The sequence below is a fragment of the Bacteroides sp. NSJ-39 genome, assembly GCF_014287315.1.
GTDB lineage: Bacteria > Bacteroidota > Bacteroidia > Bacteroidales > Bacteroidaceae > Bacteroides > Bacteroides finegoldii.
This window is the reverse complement of record NZ_JACOOB010000011.1, coordinates 106994-125113: the sequence shown is the minus strand read 5'-3', so window position 1 is coordinate 125113 and position 18120 is coordinate 106994. Positions and strand designations below refer to the sequence as shown.

10 protein-coding genes are annotated in these 18120 nt (G+C 43.3%); 5 read left to right on the top strand and 5 right to left on the bottom strand.

The features are described from left to right. Positions 1-63 precede the first annotated feature (63 nt). From H8S63_RS13465 to H8S63_RS13455, 3 genes are all read right to left on the bottom strand, one after another. The gene (locus H8S63_RS13465; RefSeq protein WP_186927084.1) at positions 64-2925 is read right to left on the bottom strand and encodes a chondroitinase family polysaccharide lyase; all 2862 of its coding nucleotides are present in this window, start codon (positions 2923-2925) and stop codon (positions 64-66) included. A gap of 104 nt (positions 2926-3029) precedes the next feature. Continuing rightward, complete coding sequence (locus H8S63_RS13460) at positions 3030-4580, bottom strand: sulfatase (RefSeq protein ID WP_186927105.1); 1551 nt, start codon at positions 4578-4580, stop codon at positions 3030-3032. A 2-nt stretch (positions 4581-4582) separates the two neighbouring features. Next, positions 4583-5782 (bottom strand): glycoside hydrolase family 88 protein, encoded by a 1200-nt coding sequence (locus H8S63_RS13455; protein WP_007756326.1) that lies wholly within the window; start codon positions 5780-5782, stop codon positions 4583-4585. Between the two features lie 151 nt (positions 5783-5933). Here H8S63_RS13455 and H8S63_RS13450 point away from each other — a divergent pair, with 151 nt between their 5' ends. Continuing rightward, entirely contained in the window at positions 5934-6350 is a 417-nt protein-coding gene (locus tag H8S63_RS13450) for a PaaI family thioesterase (protein ID WP_007756322.1), read from the top strand. A 34-nt stretch (positions 6351-6384) separates the two neighbouring features. Here the strand turns inward: H8S63_RS13450 and H8S63_RS13445 are convergent, their stop codons facing one another. Then, the gene (locus tag H8S63_RS13445; protein ID WP_186927083.1) at positions 6385-7254 is read right to left on the bottom strand and encodes a DUF3108 domain-containing protein; all 870 of its coding nucleotides are present in this window, start codon (positions 7252-7254) and stop codon (positions 6385-6387) included. Next, a complete protein-coding gene (locus H8S63_RS13440) occupies positions 7205-9115 on the bottom strand; it encodes an Ig-like domain-containing protein (RefSeq protein WP_186927082.1) in 1911 nt (636 codons plus the stop codon). Before H8S63_RS13440 ends, H8S63_RS13445 begins: the two co-directional genes overlap by 50 nt. A gap of 315 nt (positions 9116-9430) precedes the next feature. On the opposite strand from H8S63_RS13440, the gene H8S63_RS13435 reads away from it, so the two are divergent. From H8S63_RS13435 to H8S63_RS13420, 4 genes are all read left to right on the top strand, one after another. Continuing rightward, positions 9431-10048, top strand: a complete 618-nt coding sequence (locus H8S63_RS13435; RefSeq protein ID WP_007756315.1) for a DsbA family protein — start codon at positions 9431-9433, stop codon at positions 10046-10048. A gap of 152 nt (positions 10049-10200) precedes the next feature. Further along, entirely contained in the window at positions 10201-13308 is a 3108-nt protein-coding gene (locus H8S63_RS13430) for a glycoside hydrolase family 2 TIM barrel-domain containing protein (RefSeq protein WP_186927081.1), read from the top strand. A 182-nt stretch (positions 13309-13490) separates the two neighbouring features. Then, on the top strand, positions 13491-14666 hold the full coding sequence (locus H8S63_RS13425; RefSeq protein ID WP_007756311.1) for an efflux RND transporter periplasmic adaptor subunit: 1176 nt from the start codon (positions 13491-13493) through the stop codon (positions 14664-14666). A gap of 16 nt (positions 14667-14682) precedes the next feature. Then, a complete protein-coding gene (locus H8S63_RS13420; protein WP_186927080.1) occupies positions 14683-18111 on the top strand; it encodes an efflux RND transporter permease subunit in 3429 nt (1142 codons plus the stop codon). Positions 18112-18120: the final 9 nt, after the last annotated feature.

Genomic DNA, 18120 nt, shown 5'->3' with positions numbered 1-18120 from the left:
AACCGGTCTTCTCTTCTTTCATAGAAACTAAAGCAACTAATACCCTTTCTTAATATTCACTAATCACTTATTTTCCATGAGCATCTCAACAGGTTGCCCATGTTGGCAAATCACTGTCAATACGGTATTTTCTCCCTGTTGCCGCAATGTTACATTTTCCATCGGACTCTTTAGCGTCCAACGCCCCTTAAGGCATATCTCTTTACGAATGGGGCGGCTAGGCTCTTTCGTTGTATATGTTTTCTCTTCTATGTTTAAGTTAGGATCACATACGCTCAGGCGAATACTCTTGTCCGACTCTTGTGCAACCATCACCATCGTTTCGGCCGGAATGGAAGCAACCACTTTGTCATTTGCAGATTGATAGGTTTCAAAAGCAGCATAACCCGTAATACCCGTTCCCTTATCATAAACAACGTGAGCTGTTTGATCACGTTGCAAGACTTTATATGGCAGGGTCTTACGAAGTTCCTCCAAATCGGAAGAAGAAGGTTGTATAAGAATCATATATTCGTATGTTCCATCTTTCGGAGCCTTGCCATGTGCTATCCAGGCAGAAGAGAATTTTCCTTTCGTCACCGTTCGGGTCTTCTCATGGCGCGATTCCTGTTCCGCCACTTGCGAACGGACTGCTCCGTCTACTACATGATAATAATTATCATAACCATCATGCAGCCAATAGCCATCATCTCCCACCTTACTGTCTTTACCATTATATTTCGTCTGAAAAAGGGTAGTTTCCGTTGGGTACTCAGTATTACTGTTCGTGATACCCGTTCCCAGGCAAACCATTCTGTTATCGAAACAGAAAACAGACTTACGGGCTACAAAGTCGGGCGTAAAGTTCTCATAATCACGTTCCATCAACTTCATAGCGAACATTCCGTTTTTACCGTCCAAAGAAGTACTTCCGGAGAAGTTCTCTTTGGAACGCGCCATAGTAGTTCCCTTCAACGGACTATCAAGCAACTCAAAGGGTAAATGAATGGTAGTCGTACCCGGTAAACGATTCCAGTCCCATCCTTCCTGCACAAAACCACTTCCGGCACGGGAAACAGGATTCCCTTTACCCATAATCTGCACAGAGCCATAACTCTGATAACGCCCGTAGCGATTATCTTTCGCATAAATCTCGGCTCCCCAGACATCAGTTGTATATCCTTTCAATGTCACCATCCAATCCGCACGACGGAATATTCCCGCTGAACCATAGTTGTAAACAAAGAATCCTTGTGGAGCTTGAGCTGCCTTGACACCCTCTTTCTTAAAGAAACGTGCATTCGGAGTATCTTTGCCATGTACCAAGCGCAAATAATCAGCAGCCAAATTACGGTCGAACGCATTCCCTTGACCGGACAAGTCACCAGACAGAGCAATATTAGCAAACGCTTCAATATCATCACTACCCATCTTTCCACCGAAAGGATGACGTCCACTGATACCGATTCCCCATTCATAAAGATTACAATAATTACGCATGGCGATAAAAGCAGACTTTATATGCTGGCGGGCTTCTTCCGTCAACTCGAAACTCGTTCCATTCGTGAAAGCGATGAATTCTCCTACTGTTGCCAATACTCCGGTGGTATAGCCGGGATAAAAACCTCCGTGATGGAAAGTAGTCCCATCCACTTTTATACCGCCAATTGTTCCGGAGGTATAGCGTAACGAAGAAGACAGCCAACGGGACAAGCCGCTCAACGCCTGTTCCTGTTCTCTTGCATCCGGGAACATCATGGCCGAAACGAATTTCGCCATCAGCAGTGTATGCCAGGAGTCTAATAGTTCGTCCCGAGTGGGCGAACATGGCTGGCGGGTTTCCTGCAAAGCAGCCCAGAAACGCAATGTAGAGAGATAAGCATCCCGATGAGGATGTTTATAAATCGCATCACGCATCAGCCAGGCAGTCGTATATATCTTACGAATCTGATAACCATAATGATGATTGGTTCCCATACCGCTACCAAAGGCAAATCCCTGGTCAATAGCATAATCGAATACCGTAAAGTAATTCTTCTTTGAAGCCTCGTTCTGATTACAGAGATAATCGTATGCAAAACCTGCAAGCATGGTCTCAATATCATTCCATGACATTTCCCCTTTCTTCTTATTCTGCTCGTCGGGAGCGACAATAGGAGTTCCCACAAATCCCGTTCCGGCAGCAGAAGGTGTGATAGCTGCTTTTTCAAATGTCTTATAAGCTGCATTAATCTGCCCTTGCGGAGCTTTTTTCACTTCCAGAAAATCCGTTAAACGCTGTTCTATCGTTTTCAATTCTTTCTTTCGCTTATCGGTCAACTTAGTTGTTAACGGGATATCATACGACTGCTGTTCCCATTTCCACACAAGGCACCAGTGCCAAAGGTCACGATTGGACAAACCGTTATTAGCCGGTAACTGTTGATCGGGAGTCGTCCTCAGGTTCATTTTCTTCTCCGGGAAAATCAAACGGTCAAGAAAGACACGTCCTTTCCGTCCGGGAGCAACAAGCCGATACCCAACAATATTCTTATCCTTCTTATTACCTTGCATATATGCGAAAGAAATCCAGCAAGCACGCCAACCGGCTGCTTTCAAGTGATACGAAAACCAATAGGAGACCTCACCCGCTTTATTCAGGAACTCAAAACGAATAGAATCCTGCTGCGGTTTCTCATTATAAATCCACAACGTAATACCAAACTGCTGTTCTTTTTTCGCATTCAGAGACAACGGATTGATTTGGACATCCAATGTAGAACCGGGGTGAAAATCCCATTCCAGGCTATTCTCCCCTTCTTTGTAGAAAAGAGAAGAAACCTTGGCATCTCCCTTCCCTGAAACTTTAAACGTTTCGGGAACTCCGTCTTCGAAACCGATAAGTTGAGCAAAAGCAGAAGAAATTCCTCCGAAAAGGAAGAATAATATCAGAGTTATATTTTTCATTGCTATTCTTAACTTAAACGCAGATTAACGCAAATTATCGTAAACTTAAGGGTTCAATCTCTGCGATAATCTGTGTTAATCTGCGTTTTATAATTACTAGTCATTTAATAAGGAATCCGATCCGACAAAATTTTCTCTGTGTACCAAGGATCATTTATTTCTTTCAGCATGGCTCCCATTTCACGATAGAGTTGCTCCACCACTTCCTTATTTTCTTCCAAAGACAAATTGTGCAATTGATAAGGGTCTTTTACATCATCAAACAAAAGGCTCTTTTTCAACTGTTTCGTATTACGGTCGATATATAAAGCTAGTGTATACTGCGCAGTTTTAATACCTCTTGAAGAAGGGAAGTAGGTTTGTACCAATCCGTTCTCATCTTTTTCGCCATCCAAATTCTGAATATAGAGTGCACCGGTGGGACGTACGATCTCCGCTTTCTCATCAAAGAAAAGAGGAGCGAAATTACGGCCTTGTACTTCGGCAGGGATTGAATCCCCCAATCCGCACAGTCCAAGAACAGTAGGCATAATATCCGGTGACGATAACAGCAGATCATCCACTCTCGGCTGAATTTTACCGGGGAAACGTACCAAAAAAGGTATATTCATAGATTCCGAGTAAGGAGAATTCTTCGGATCTTCCGTACGTTGGCTACACATGGTCTCGCCATGATCGGAAGCAAAGATAACAACCGTATTCTTATCCAATCCCAAGTCTTTCAAAGTCTCCAAGATCTGGCCGAAAGCACGGTCTACTCCCGTCACAGACGCAAAATAATAACGGACAGACTCTGCCTTCTTCATTTTCAGATCCACGTTCGGACGAACCAGCAGGCTATCCAACGGTTGGCTACGGTAAAGGTTGAAATCCTCTTCCTCGCAATCATCCAAAGAACGATACGGACTGTGAGGCGGATTCATTCCTACCATAATGAAGAACGGTTTCTTTGTATCGCGTACATTCCCTTCATTTCTCAGATAAGAAACGACCTTGCCTGATTCATGCAAAGGCGACCACTCCTTCGGATCATGTCTTTTACCGTCCGTATCCCAATAATGCGGATTCTTATGTTCATCGAAAGTTCCATAAGAATACCAGTAATTAAAACCATGACGACGGTCTTTCGGTGTATAGGCGTCCCATACCGGACGCTTAGTCTCTACATATTGTCCCGGATGTTCGGGATCGTTCGGAGTCGGGAAGTCAGCATGGAGCTTGCCGAAATACGCACAATCATAACCAGCTTTGCTGAATACGTCACCAATACATTCCGCATCTTCACGCAATGAACTGATAGGCCGTGTAGAATTACAATTCAAAGGTATACCGCTACGGTTCGGATACATACCTGTCAGCAGCATTCCACGATGCGGACTACTTAACGGACAGTTACTTTGTGCCGAAGTCAATACTATTGATTCACGTGCAAAGGCATCCAGATTGGGAGTATGCACGGGATCACCCTTAAAGTTTACCTTATCCTGAAACCCGTTCTGACTCCAAATTCCCAATGCTTGGTTACGGTATTGATCAGGGAATACATAGATAATATTCGGATGTTCGACTTGCTCTGCTACCTGTTTCGGAGCTTTGCATCCCTGTGCGGCAAACAGCGTCAAGCCGCCGACCAGAAGGTTGATAGGTTTATTCATATTCATTTCTCCAAATCTCTTTTACGCATCAATGCTTCCAAGAAATAATAGTCGGCATAGTTCAGGGGAACATCTATTTCCTGACCGTGAGGAATACTACCTACCGAGTGCATCAGGATGAAGTTCCCGTTTGTACCCACTTCGGCACGATAAGCAGGAGAGCCCAAACTTTCCATGATCTTATCAGCAATTTCTTTATAATGATTGCCCGGTCGATAACCATCCAATTCGTAGAGTGCAGAAGCTGTACATGCAGCAGCGGAGGCATCACGAGGTTCGTTCGGAATATTCGGAGCATCGTAATCCCAATAAGGAACGAGATCTTCCGGCATATTCTTATTGTTAAAGATGAAATTATATACTTTTTGTGCTTGGTCGAGGTACTTTTCGTCTTTCGTATAACGGTAGCAAGTAGTATATCCATAGAGAGCCCAAGCTTGTCCGCGAGCCCACGATGATTCGTCCGCATATCCCTGTGCTGTCTGTCTCTTGCGTACTTCACCGGTCTCCGGGTCATAGTCTACTACATGATAGCAACTGTTATCCGGACGGAAATGGTGTGCCATCGTCGTATCGGCGTGTTTCACAGCGATATCATAGAAAGTGGAATCTCCGGAAAAGGCTGTTGCCTCAAACAGCAGTTCAAGATTCATCATATTGTCTATAATCACCGGACACTTCCATCCACGCGTTCCTTGCCAACCTCTATCAGCATCCCATGACTGGATCACACCTGCTCCGGGACGGAAACGGGTAGATAAGGATTTGGCGGCCTCCACCACTACATCTTTATATTCTTTCTTATCTGCCAGGCGATATCCGTTCAGATAACTACAACCAATCATGAAACCTACATCATGATGCCATTTCAAATGTTTCACAGAGTCTAATGCTTCTGTATATTTTTCAGCCAATGGTAACCATTTTTTGTCTCCGGTCAAATTATAAGTCAACCACATACTACCGGGGAAGAAACCGGAACACCAGTCATCAATAGGGATATAAGAAATACTACCATCTTTGTTAATTGTTCTCGGATTCAGAATCTTACCGGATTTCTCGATAATATCTGTTTGAATAGTGTTTTGTGCTACCGCGTTGTCAATGTTGTCCTGAATAAAGTCTACTTCAGCTTTTTTTTGTCCACCGCAACTCGTAAAAACCAAAAGGGAAAGTCCTAATGCGCTAAGAATTGTTTTCATAATACACGGGTTATTTGTTAAGTGATTAATTTTCTTGATGGCAAAAGTAGTGCATTTAAATAGAATTGACCGACCTAAATAATCCAAATGAAGGACAAATTTGGTACATTTGCAAAAGAAATATACATATCAAATTAAAAAAAAACAAATTATGACACCACAAGAGTTTTTCAAGAATGACATATTCGCCACAAAGGCAGGTATAGTACTACTGGAAGTGCGAAAAGGATACAGCAAAGCCAAATTAGATATCAAACCGGAACATCTGAATGCGGGAGCACGCACACAAGGAGGAGCTATCTTTACTTTGGCAGATCTGGCACTTGCCGCAGCCGCCAATTCACACGGCACACTCGCTTTCTCTCTTTCATCTACCATTACTTTCGTTCGTGCAAGCGGTCCGGGAGATACTCTTTATGCTGAAGCACACGAACGTTACATCGGTCGGAGTACAGGTTGCTATCAAGTAGATATCACCAATCAAAATGGAGACTTAATTGCGACCTTCGAATCCAGCGTGTTCCGAAAAGAGCAAAAAGTTCCTTTTGAGATAGAAAAAGAAAAATAAAATCCCTTTGAGAGTTATTATTTCCCCACCTATCTCATTTTACAATAGAAGTCAGCGGATGACGGTTACCTCTAACGTCGTTTAGGAATGCTTTGGCAGAACCGAAGTTCAAATACAAATCCAGACGTACGGGAAGATGATTCAGGTCATCTGTTATAAAAAAGGTAATCACCTCTTTCTCCTTACCTTTCTTATCATATTCCACTAATGAGAAGATCAGACAGCGATAGGTTGTTCCATTCTCCGCCTTTACATTCTCCTTTCCACGATAAATAAGCGTCTGTTCTTCTACCTTTCTTCCGGTAGCCATCGGAAACTTGATTTTATCCCCTATCTTATAATCCGCAGGATCGTAAGAACGCGCCTGTGCCAGAATACTCAACATATCATATATACAACGGCTATCACTTGCAACTGCCTCATCAAAATTTCCATCCCGATATGTGCGCTTCTGATTGACAAAACAAAGACCATCCTTATAAGAGAACCAAGCCTCATCTACCGTATACCGTTTCCCTTCTTCAGCACCTTTGCGAAAATAACGAGGTTCCAACTTCTCTCCAATCACACAAGTCAGCGTGTCACGCATCTTGAAAAAGAAGTCCGCCCGTTTACTGCCTAGAGCAAGCAGATTGATCCGGAACGCAGGTTCCGAATGATAAGTTGTCGCATTTGTTGTCAAACTGGCAAGCCCGGCTTTCACCCAAACAAATTTCCAGTTAAAATACAAATCATACATTACATGTTCGCCGGTCTGAAACGCATCATTTTTCGCCTCACATTGGGCACTTGCAGAAAGGGCAAAAGCGCCCGTCATTAATGCCACTAATCCAATAATGAGTTTGCGTCGGACGTTAACGACGCCGGTTCTGATTATTTCGTTCTTTTTTCTTCTTATCTTCATCTGGTTTTTGTTTTTTAAGTTCATCCGGTTTCTGCTTATCAACAGGAGTCGCATGAATATCCCATGGTTGCGTTACATCCCACAATGCTTTATATTCCAAGATAGTAGGGTAATAGAAAACTTCTTCCGGTTGTATGCCCTTTTCAAAGTCTCCCGTATCCCACTCGCCATTTCCATTCCTATCATTAATCAACCGAGCAGCATACTTTCCAGGATTCAAGAAATAGAAATCAACCATTCCATCCTCCTCTACTCTCCGTTTACGAACGACTTTATCTTGGGCATCAAGTAATTCTACAAAAGCCAACGAATCCGCTCCACTAACATTGAAATGAAGTGTGAAATACTCATCTTCGCTGCGAACCTTGAACTCTTGTTTTATTTTATCAGTAAACAATCCGTATATACCATGAAAAGCAGTCGAATCTACCGAAAACTCGTACTCCAGAGTCGGCTCCCAATCATAATAAAAATTGAACTTTTTCAGATTTATCGAATCCTGCTCAAACTCGAACGGTATATCCTTCCAAAGCGTATCGACTTTCTGCCGCAAATGAATTGCCGCACTATCAAAGCTGGCTATCGGCTCTTCAAAATCCAAAGAAATGTACCCATACACATCCATTGATGAAGAGACATTGACTTTTACAGGTAAGAACTTTGTAGGTTCCGGTTCTTCTTCCTCATCTTTCTTTTTCTTCTTTTTCTTTTTGGGCTTTTCCGGTTCTTCTTTCTTATATTTCTGCTTCGACACCAAATTCAAAGTATCCGTACGAGACACCAATTGATTCAACGTATCTGTATAAAGATAAGTAAGACTCATAGCAAGGGTATCCTGCTTGAAGAGCAGAGAATCTTTCACCCAATAATGAATCGTATCGTTCCGTTGATTCTTCTCGATAACAAAAGCATCCTTTTCATCGAAGTTCAACCCTTTCATCACAGGCAAGGTGTCCGCCTTACCGGCAAAATAGAACGTAAACTTGTGTGGGATAAGCCGTTCGGACTTAATCAGATACTGTGAATAATTAAATTCCTTAAAAGCACGGAGAATTACATCATCCGGCAAATAATGCATATATTTCTTTTCAACAATCGTATCATACGTCAGAGAATCCACCCAAGCTGTGTCCATACGGGTACGTTCTTCCATACGGGGAATAATCAGAGAATCATGAAAAGCAATCATTTCACTCTTCTGATTAAAAGTAAAGTTCTGGTCTGCATCCATCAATCCGTAAATACGGTATTTGCCGGGAGCCACACCACGAATAGAAAAACGCCCACGACTGTCTGTACGTGCCACACGTTCGAAAGGTAATTTGTTGAAAGCCGAATCGTTCAAATTGGAATGTAACCCGACAAGCATACCTTTAATCGGTTCCAAATTAGAAGCATCAAGCAGAGTTCCTGCAACTTCCATCGTATCGATTTCCGTACCCGTAGAAAAGGTAAAAGCGAAATTACCCAACGGATTACCTTCATTATTGTCGACGATAGCATCCGAAAAGTCGATTGTATAAGTAGTATTAGGCTTCAAAGAGTCAAGCAGATTCACTTGTATCCTCTTGCCGGAAGCCTTTATTTCAGGCTGCTGTATCTGAGGAGGGGAAACAACCACCTTTTCAGTCGCCTTTTCCAGTTTTATAAATTCGTCAAACACCAGAGAGACTTTAGTCCTCTTATTATTTAAAGCACCTGCAGCAGGAGTGCTACCTACAAAACGGGGTGGCGTCTCGTCAATAGGACCACCGTCCGGTCGTCCGATACTGGCACAGGAATATAGCATCACTACCAGTGTTACTACCGGAAGTACCTTGCGTACTATTTGTTTTATCTTTTGATTCTCAAACTGTAACATGGTGCAAAAATAAGTGTTCTTTACCAATAAATACCATACTTCTAGCTAATTTATTAAAAAACGAAGCGATGGATTCCTGTAGAAATCATTATCTATGCTGTTTTTATTTCTTTTTCTCACTAATCTTACTACCTTTGTTAGCTGATATTATTTCATATAACTATAGTTATGCGTAAAGTAGACTATAGTTATCCTTACGCATAACTATAGTCATACGCAAAGGAAACTATAGTCAAACGAAATAAAAACAGCAAACGAAACACATCCGAACAGGCAAACGGATATTAAATATGCCTACATAATATAATTACGCAAATGAGCATACGTTACGACCTTTACGAAACTCCTGATATTCAACAGACAGGCGAACAACAACCACTTCACCCCCGTGTAGTTATCAATGGAACCGTCGACCAGAACGAATTTCTGGATCGCGTACACAAATTCACCGGAATAAGCCGCAGTTTATTGTCAGGTGCCATGCAGTCTTTCCAAAACGAGTTAAGAGATTTACTCGCTAACGGATGGAATGTGGAACTGGGGGATATCGGTTACTTTTCCGTTTCTCTGCAAGGCCCTCCCATCATGAAGAAAGAAGAGGTACGTGCACAATCTATCAAACTGAAGAATATCAATTTCCGCCCAAGCGCTCAATTCAAAAAGGAAGTGGGCTGGCAAATGAGATTGGAACGCGGGGAGTCTTTCACCCGTCCGCATGGAAAAGGACACAGTGAAGAGGAATGTCTGACTATAGTCAATGACCATCTTGGGAAATATCCCTGTCTTACGCGTGCCGATTATTGTCGGTTGACAGGACATGACAAGCAGCGGGCGCTCAATGAACTGAATGCTTTTATCGAACAAGGGGTGTTGATGCGCTACGGGGCGGGGAAACAGGTGGTTTATACGAAGAAGTATCCATGTTCGGTATGATTCCCGGGAATGATGGCGTTTCGTCAGGTAAAAAGTTTATAATACAGTCAATTTATTAAAAACCATCCCTAATTGAATGATTTTTTGCCCTTCATTGAATAAAATAATCCTTATCTTTGGCTCCCGAAATTCAAACCTAATACAAAAAACCCATGAAGAAACAACTACTATCTTGCTGTCTGGCGGCATTGGGACTGACGGCAATTCAAGCACAAAGCTTCAACGAGTGGAAAGACCCGGAAGTGAATTCCGTAAACCGCTCTGCCATGCACACTAATTATTTTGCTTACGCATCGGCTGATGAAGCTAAAGCCGGCATCAAAGAAAACTCAGCGAATTTTATGACTTTAAACGGTCTTTGGAAATTCAACTGGGTGAGACACGCGGAAGCACGTCCGACAGACTTTTATCAGACTAATTTCAACGACAAGGGCTGGGATGACCTTCAGGTTCCCGGTGTATGGGAATTGAACGGCTACGGCGACCCTATCTACGTAAATGTAGGATATGCATGGAGAAACCAGTTCAAGAACAACCCACCGTACGTTCCGACAGAAAACAATCACGTAGGTTCTTACCGGAAAGAAATCATCGTTCCTGCCAACTGGAAAGGAAAAGAGATTTTCGCCCATTTCGGTTCGGTAACTTCCAATATGTATCTTTGGGTGAACGGACGCTACGTAGGATATAGCGAGGACAGCAAACTGGAAGCTGAATTCAATCTGACCAACTATCTGAAACCAGGTAAGAATGTGATTGCTTTCCAAGTATTCCGCTGGTGTGACGGCAGTTACCTGGAAGATCAGGACTTCTTCCGCTACTCCGGTGTAGGACGCGACTGCTATCTCTACGCACGCGACAAGAAATACATTCAGGATATTCGTGTTACTCCTGATCTGGACAGCCAGTACAAAGACGGTACGCTGAATATCGCTGTTGACCTGAAAGGAAGCGGTACAGTTGCCTTAGACCTGACAGATGCTCTAGGCAACAGTGTGGCTACTGCTGATTTAAAAGGTTCAGGTAAGTTAAACACCACTTTGAACATTTCCAATCCTGCTAAATGGACGGCTGAAACACCTAATCTTTATACACTGACCGCTACATTGAAAAACGGTAACAATACAATAGAAGTAATCCCCGTTAAAGTAGGTTTCCGCAAAATTGAACTGAAAGGCGGACAGATACTCGTCAACGGACAACCGGTACTCTTCAAGGGAGCCAACCGTCACGAAATGGATCCGGACGGCGGATATGTAGTTTCTATCGAGCGCATGTTGCAGGACATCAAAGTAATGAAAGAGCTTAATATCAATGCCGTACGTACCTGTCACTATCCGGACGACAACCGTTGGTATGACCTCTGCGACCAATATGGCATCTACGTGGTAGCTGAAGCGAATGTAGAGTCTCACGGAATGGGATATGGTGACAAGACATTGGCCAAGAACCCGATCTATGCCAAAGCACATTTGGAACGCAACCAACGCAATGTACAACGTAGCTACAACCATCCGTCCATCATTTTCTGGTCATTAGGCAATGAGGCCGGTATGGGACCTAATTTCGAAAAATGTTATACATGGATTAAAAATGAGGACAAGACCCGTGCCGTACAATATGAGCAGGCACGTACCAGTGAATTTACAGATATTTTCTGCCCGATGTACTATGGTTATCAGGACTGTATCAAATATTGTGAAGGAGATATCCAAAAACCTCTGATCCAGTGTGAATACGCACATGCGATGGGAAATTCGCAAGGAGGATTCAAGGAATATTGGGACATCATCCGCAAATATCCGAAATATCAAGGCGGCTTCATCTGGGACTTCGTAGACCAGTCTTGCCATTGGAAAAATAAAGACGGAGTGGCCATCTACGGTTATGGAGGTGACTTCAACAAATATGACGCTTCGGACAATAACTTTAACAATAACGGTTTAATCAGCCCGGATCGCATACCGAATCCACATGCTTACGAAGTGGCTTATTTCTATCAGGATATATGGACAACTCCTGCCGATCTCGCCAAAGGTGAAATCAATATTTTCAATGAGAATTTCTTCCGTGACCTGTCTTCATATTATCTAGAATGGCAATTGCTGGCAGACGGGGAAGTTGTGCAAACAGGCATTGTGCCGGATCTGAAAGTGGCACCCCAGCAAACCGTCAAAGTGCAGATTCCGTTTGACACAAAAAACATCTGTCCGTGTAAAGAGTTACTGCTCAATGTCAACTATAAACTGAAAACAGCCGAAACATTGTTACCCGCAGGAACAACCATCGCATACGAGCAACTGAGCATTCGTGACTATAAAGCTCCGGAGCTCAAGCAGGAAAACCGACAGGCTTCCAATCAGGCAATCACCGTACCCGGTATTCTGGATAACGACCAAAATTACCTGACCGTCAAAGGCGAAAACTTCTCTATGGATTTCAACAGACACAACGGCTATCTCTGCCGCTACGATGTGAACGGAATGCAAATGATGGAAGACGGTAGCGAATTGACTCCCAACTTCTGGCGTGCACCGACCGATAATGATTTCGGAGCAGGCTTGCAACGCAAATATGCAGTCTGGAAGAATCCGACATTGAAGCTTACTTCCCTGAAACATGCTATTGAGAATGATCAGGCCGTGATTCGTGCAGAATATGACATGAAGTCGATAGGAGGAAAATTATTCCTGACTTATATCGTCAACAACAAAGGAGCAATGAAAGTTACCCAAAAGATGGTAGCAGACAAGAGCAAGAAAGTGTCTGAAATGTTCCGTTTCGGCATGCAGATGCGTATGCCTGCCAACTTTAACGAAATAGAGTATTACGGACGCGGACCGATAGAGAATTATGCCGACCGCAACAATGCAGCCAAACTTGGCAAATACCGTCAAACGGTAGAGGAACAATTCTATCCGTATATCCGCCCACAGGAAACCGGAACGAAGACGGACATCCGTTGGTGGAGACTCTTGAATATCAGCGGAAACGGTTTGCAGTTTGTTTCCGAAGCTCCGTTCTCTGCTTCCGCACTGAACTATACCATTGAATCATTGGATGACGGTGAAGGCAAAGACCAGCGCCATTCCCCCGAAGTGGAAAAAGCAAACTTTACAAACTTCTGTATTGACAAGGCACAAACGGGACTAGCATGCGTCAATAGTTGGGGAGCTATACCATTAGAAAAATATCGTCTTCCATATCAAGATTATGAGTTCAGTTTCATAATGTCTCCCGTATCTCATAAACTAAAGTAAAAAACATAGTTAAAAAACACGGTATCAAAGAACAAGAATAGCGAAATTACTGTACTTTTGCAGCCGGAAACTGATTATTAATAATTAGTTTCCGGCTTTTTTGGCCTTTAAATCACTTATCGACATGAATGATGACACACCGGTAACAAACGCATTACATTAAAAACAGATAATTATTAAGTATGAAAAGTAGAATTGTTTTATTTGCATTTTGCGTAGCCCTTTTGTCTAGTTGTGGCAATAAGGGCAACGGAACGGGACAAGTCCCAGAATATGCAGTACAAGAGTTACAAAAGACCACTGCTAATTTAACGACTGCCTATCCGGCGACAATCAAAGGTAAACAAGACGTAGAAATCCGTCCACAGGTATCAGGCTTCATCACGAAACTATGTGTAGACGAAGGAGCAACTGTACGCAAAGGTCAAGTTCTATTCATCGTTGATCCGACACAATATGAAGCAGCAGTACGTACGGCTGAAGCAGCAGTCGCAACAGCAGAAGCGGCAGTGCGTACCCAACAGATAACAGTGGATAACAAACGTGAGCTGAACAAAAAGCAAATTATCAGTGACTACGATCTGTCAATGGCAGAAAACACATTGGCACAGTCTCAGGCACAATTGGCACAAGCGAAAGCACAGCTTATCACAGCCAGACAAAACCTCTCTTTCACACAAGTGAAGAGTCCTTCCGATGGTGTAATCAATGATATCCCCTATCGTTTAGGAGCACTGGTGAGCCCTTCTATCGCTACTCCGATGACTACAGTTTCTGAGATAGAAGAAGTATATGTATATTTCTCCATGACAGAAAAAGAATTGTTGGCGATGACTAAAACAGGCGGTACCATCAAAGAAGAAATCGAAAAAATACCGTCTATCAGGCTTCAGTTGATTGATGGTACAGAGTACAGCATCGAAGGTAAAGTGGACGCAATCACAGGAGTAATCGACCAATCAACCGGTTCTGTAAGTATGCGTGCCCTCTTCCCGAACAAAGAACACATCCTACGTAGTGGTGGAACAGCAAACGTACTGATTCCTTACACAATGGAGAATGTAATTACTATACCGCAATCAGCAACAGTAGAAATCCAGGATAAGAAATTCGTTTATGTCCTGCAGCCGGATAACACGGTGAAATATACAGAAATCACCATCTTCAATCTGGACAACGGAAAAGAATATCTCGTTACTTCCGGTTTGAACTCCGGAGATAAAATCGTCATCGAAGGCGTGCAGAATCTGAAAGATGGTGAAACCATACAACCAATCACACCTGCTCAAAAAGAAGCAAACTATCAACAGCATTTGAAAGACCAGCACGATGGTAATTTAGCTACTGCTTTCAATTAATAACTTAGATAATCGTATGAAGTTAGATAATTTTATTAACCGTCCGGTACTATCAACAGTTATTTCTATTTTGATAGTCATTCTGGGTGCTATCGGATTGGCAACATTGCCTATCACCCAATATCCGGACATTGCTCCCCCTACCGTGTCGGTAAGGGCCACTTATACGGGTGCCAGCGCATCAACCGTATTGAACTCCGTCATCGCTCCGTTGGAGGAACAGATCAATGGTGTAGAAAACATGATGTATATGACATCAACTGCATCCAATACGGGTTCCGGTGAGATATCCATATATTTCAAACAAGGAACAGACCCGGATATGGCCGCCGTCAATGTACAAAACCGTGTTTCTATGGCACAAGGTCTGTTGCCGGCCGAAGTAACCAAAGTCGGTGTAACCACTCAAAAACGCCAGACTTCCATGCTGGTAGTATTCTCTCTCTATGACGAGACAGATACATATAGCGAATCGTTTATTGAAAACTATGCTAAGATCAACTTGATTCCTCAAGTACAACGTGTACCGGGTGTGGGTGACGCCAACGTTTTGGGTCAGGACTATTCTATGCGTATCTGGTTACGACCGGACGTCATGGCACAGTACAAACTTGTTCCCGGTGATGTATCTGCAGCCTTGGCAGAACAGAATGTCGAAGCTGCTCCAGGACAGTTCGGTGAACGCAGTAATCAGACATTCCAATATACCATCCGCTACAAAGGACGTCTGCAACAACCGGAAGAATTTGAAAACATCGTTATCAAATCTCTGCCTGACGGTGAGGTACTCCGCTTGAAAGATATAGCAGAAATTCAATTGGATCGTTTGGGTTATAACTTTACAAACCGTGTAGACGGCCACAAGTCAGTAACCTGTATCGTATACCAGATGGCAGGAACCAATGCAACACAGACCATCAGTGATATTGAGCAACTGCTGGATGAAGCATCAAAAACCTTGCCTACCGGATTGAAGCTTAACATTTCCATGAATGCCAATGACTTCTTGTTCGCTTCTATTCACGAGGTGTTGAAGACATTGATCGAGGCATTTATCCTGGTGTTTATTGTGGTATATATCTTCTTGCAGGATTTACGTTCTACGTTGATTCCAACCATTGCCATTCCGGTAGCTCTTATCGGTACTTTCTTCATTCTGTCTTTGGTAGGATTCAGTTTGAACTTGCTGACATTATGTGCGCTCGTCCTAGCCATTGCGATTGTGGTCGACGATGCCATTGTGGTCGTGGAGGGTGTGCATGCCAAGCTCGACCAGGGTTATACTTCTGCCCGTCTGGCTTCTATCGACGCTATGAATGAACTGGGTGGTGCTATCGTATCTATTACGTTAGTCATGATGGCCGTGTTCGTCCCGGTAAGTTTCATGGGAGGTACGGCAGGAACATTCTATCGCCAATTCGGTATGACTATGGCTATCGCTATCGGTTTGTCTGCATTGAACGCTTTGACATTGAGTCCGGCTTTGTGTGCTATTCTTCTAAAACCGCATAAGAAGGAAGATGGAACGGAAGATTCGACATTGAAGGAACGTATGAAAGTAGCTTATACGGCGGCTCATACAACCATGATCAACAGATACACCGAAGCTATCGGAAAAATGCTACATCCGGGAATCACACTTACCTTCACGATTATTGCTATTCTCGGTATGATTTTCGGTTTCTTCAGTTTCAATCCGGTGGTTACCGCAATCTTTGTACTTCTTAGTATCCTGGCACTGATCGGAATGAGTACAAAGAAGTTCAAGAACAGATTCAACGATACATACGAGTCTATCCTGAAACGTTACAAAAAACGTGTATTGTTCTTTATTCAGAAGAAATGGCTGTCTATGGGATTAGTTACCGCCTCTATCGTACTGCTTATATTCTTCATGAACACCACTCCGACAGGTATGGTACCGAACGAAGATACCGGAACCTTGATGGGAGCAGTAACATTGCCGCCGGGTACATCACAAGACCGTTCTGAGAAAATCTTAGCACGCGTAGACAGTCTGATCGCTTCTGACCCTGCTGTATTATCACGAACCATGATTTCCGGATTTAGCTTCATCGGTGGTCAGGGACCTTCTTACGGTTCTTTCATTATCAAGCTAAAGGACTGGGATGAACGTTCTATGATACAGAACTCGGACGTTGTAGTCGGCTCCTTATATATGCGCGCACAGAAGATTATCAAAGAAGCACAGGTATTGTTCTTCGCTCCTCCTATGATCCCGGGATATTCGGCATCTACAGATATCGAGGTGAATATGCAGGATAAGACCGGTGGTGATTTGAACAAGTTCTTTGATGTAGTAAATGATTACACGGCAGCCTTGGAAGCACGTCCGGAAATCAACTCGGCAAAAACATCTTTTAACCCGAACTTCCCGCAATATATGATCGACATCGATGCGGCGGCTTGTAAGAAAGCTGGTATCAGTCCGAGCGATATCCTTACAACTATGCAAGGATATTATGGAGGTCTGTATGCATCTAACTTCAACCGTTTCGGTAAGATGTATCGTGTAATGATTCAGTCTGATCCATTGTCACGTAAGAATCTGGAATCTCTGAAGAATATCAAGGTACGCAACAGTGCAGGTGAAATGGCTCCGATCGCCCAGTTCATCTCTGTAGAGAAGGTATATGGTCCGGATATTATCAGCCGCTTCAACCTTTATACTTCCATGAAGGTGATGGTAGCTCCTGCCAGTGGTTATACCTCCGGTCAGGCACTGGCTGCTCTTGCAGAGGTTGCTCAAGAAAACCTGCCTACCGGTTATACCTATGAATTAGGAGGTATGGCACGTGAAGAGGCTCAGAGTAGCGGAAGTGCTACCGGGCTGATATTTGTGCTCTGTTTCGTATTCGTTTACTTATTATTGAGTGCGCAGTACGAAAGTTACATACTTCCATTAGCCGTATTGCTATCCGTTCCGTTCGGTCTGTTAGGTAGCTTCCTGTTTGTCAACGGTGTAAGTGCACTCGGTAATATCTCAGCGTTGAAGATGATTCTCGGTACGATGTCCAACAATATCTATATGCAGATTGCATTGATCATGTTGATGGGTCTGTTGGCAAAGAATGCCATCTTGATTGTAGAGTTTGCCCTCGACCGTCGTAAAATGGGTATGAGTATCACTTGGGCAGCCGTATTGGGTGCCGGTGCCCGTCTCCGCCCGATTTTGATGACATCCTTGGCTATGGTAGTCGGTTTGCTTCCGTTGATGTTTGCTTTCGGTGTAGGTGCTCACGGTAACCGTACACTGGGTACTGCTTCTATCGGAGGTATGTTAATCGGTATGATCTGCCAGATCTTTATCGTTCCTGTTTTATTCGTTATCTTCCAGTATCTGCAAGAGAAAGTTAAACCGATGGAATGGGAAGATATTGACAATACAGATGCTGTAACAGAGATTGAACAATACGCTAAATAATGAAATTCG

Coding starts and splice junctions, on each gene's coding strand:
- H8S63_RS13455 (WP_007756326.1), bottom strand. CDS start 5,782: ATGAAAACAATTCTTAGCGCATTAGGACTTTCCCTTTTGGTTTTTACG.
- H8S63_RS13450 (WP_007756322.1), top strand. CDS start 5,934: ATGACACCACAAGAGTTTTTCAAGAATGACATATTCGCCACAAAGGCA.
- H8S63_RS13435 (WP_007756315.1), top strand. CDS start 9,431: ATGAGCATACGTTACGACCTTTACGAAACTCCTGATATTCAACAGACA.
- H8S63_RS13440 (WP_186927082.1), bottom strand. CDS start 9,115: ATGTTACAGTTTGAGAATCAAAAGATAAAACAAATAGTACGCAAGGTA.
- H8S63_RS13465 (WP_186927084.1), bottom strand. CDS start 2,925: ATGAAAAATATAACTCTGATATTATTCTTCCTTTTCGGAGGAATTTCT.
- H8S63_RS13425 (WP_007756311.1), top strand. CDS start 13,491: ATGAAAAGTAGAATTGTTTTATTTGCATTTTGCGTAGCCCTTTTGTCT.
- H8S63_RS13430 (WP_186927081.1), top strand. CDS start 10,201: ATGAAGAAACAACTACTATCTTGCTGTCTGGCGGCATTGGGACTGACG.
- H8S63_RS13445 (WP_186927083.1), bottom strand. CDS start 7,254: ATGAAGATAAGAAGAAAAAAGAACGAAATAATCAGAACCGGCGTCGTT.
- H8S63_RS13420 (WP_186927080.1), top strand. CDS start 14,683: ATGAAGTTAGATAATTTTATTAACCGTCCGGTACTATCAACAGTTATT.
- H8S63_RS13460 (WP_186927105.1), bottom strand. CDS start 4,580: ATGAATAAACCTATCAACCTTCTGGTCGGCGGCTTGACGCTGTTTGCC.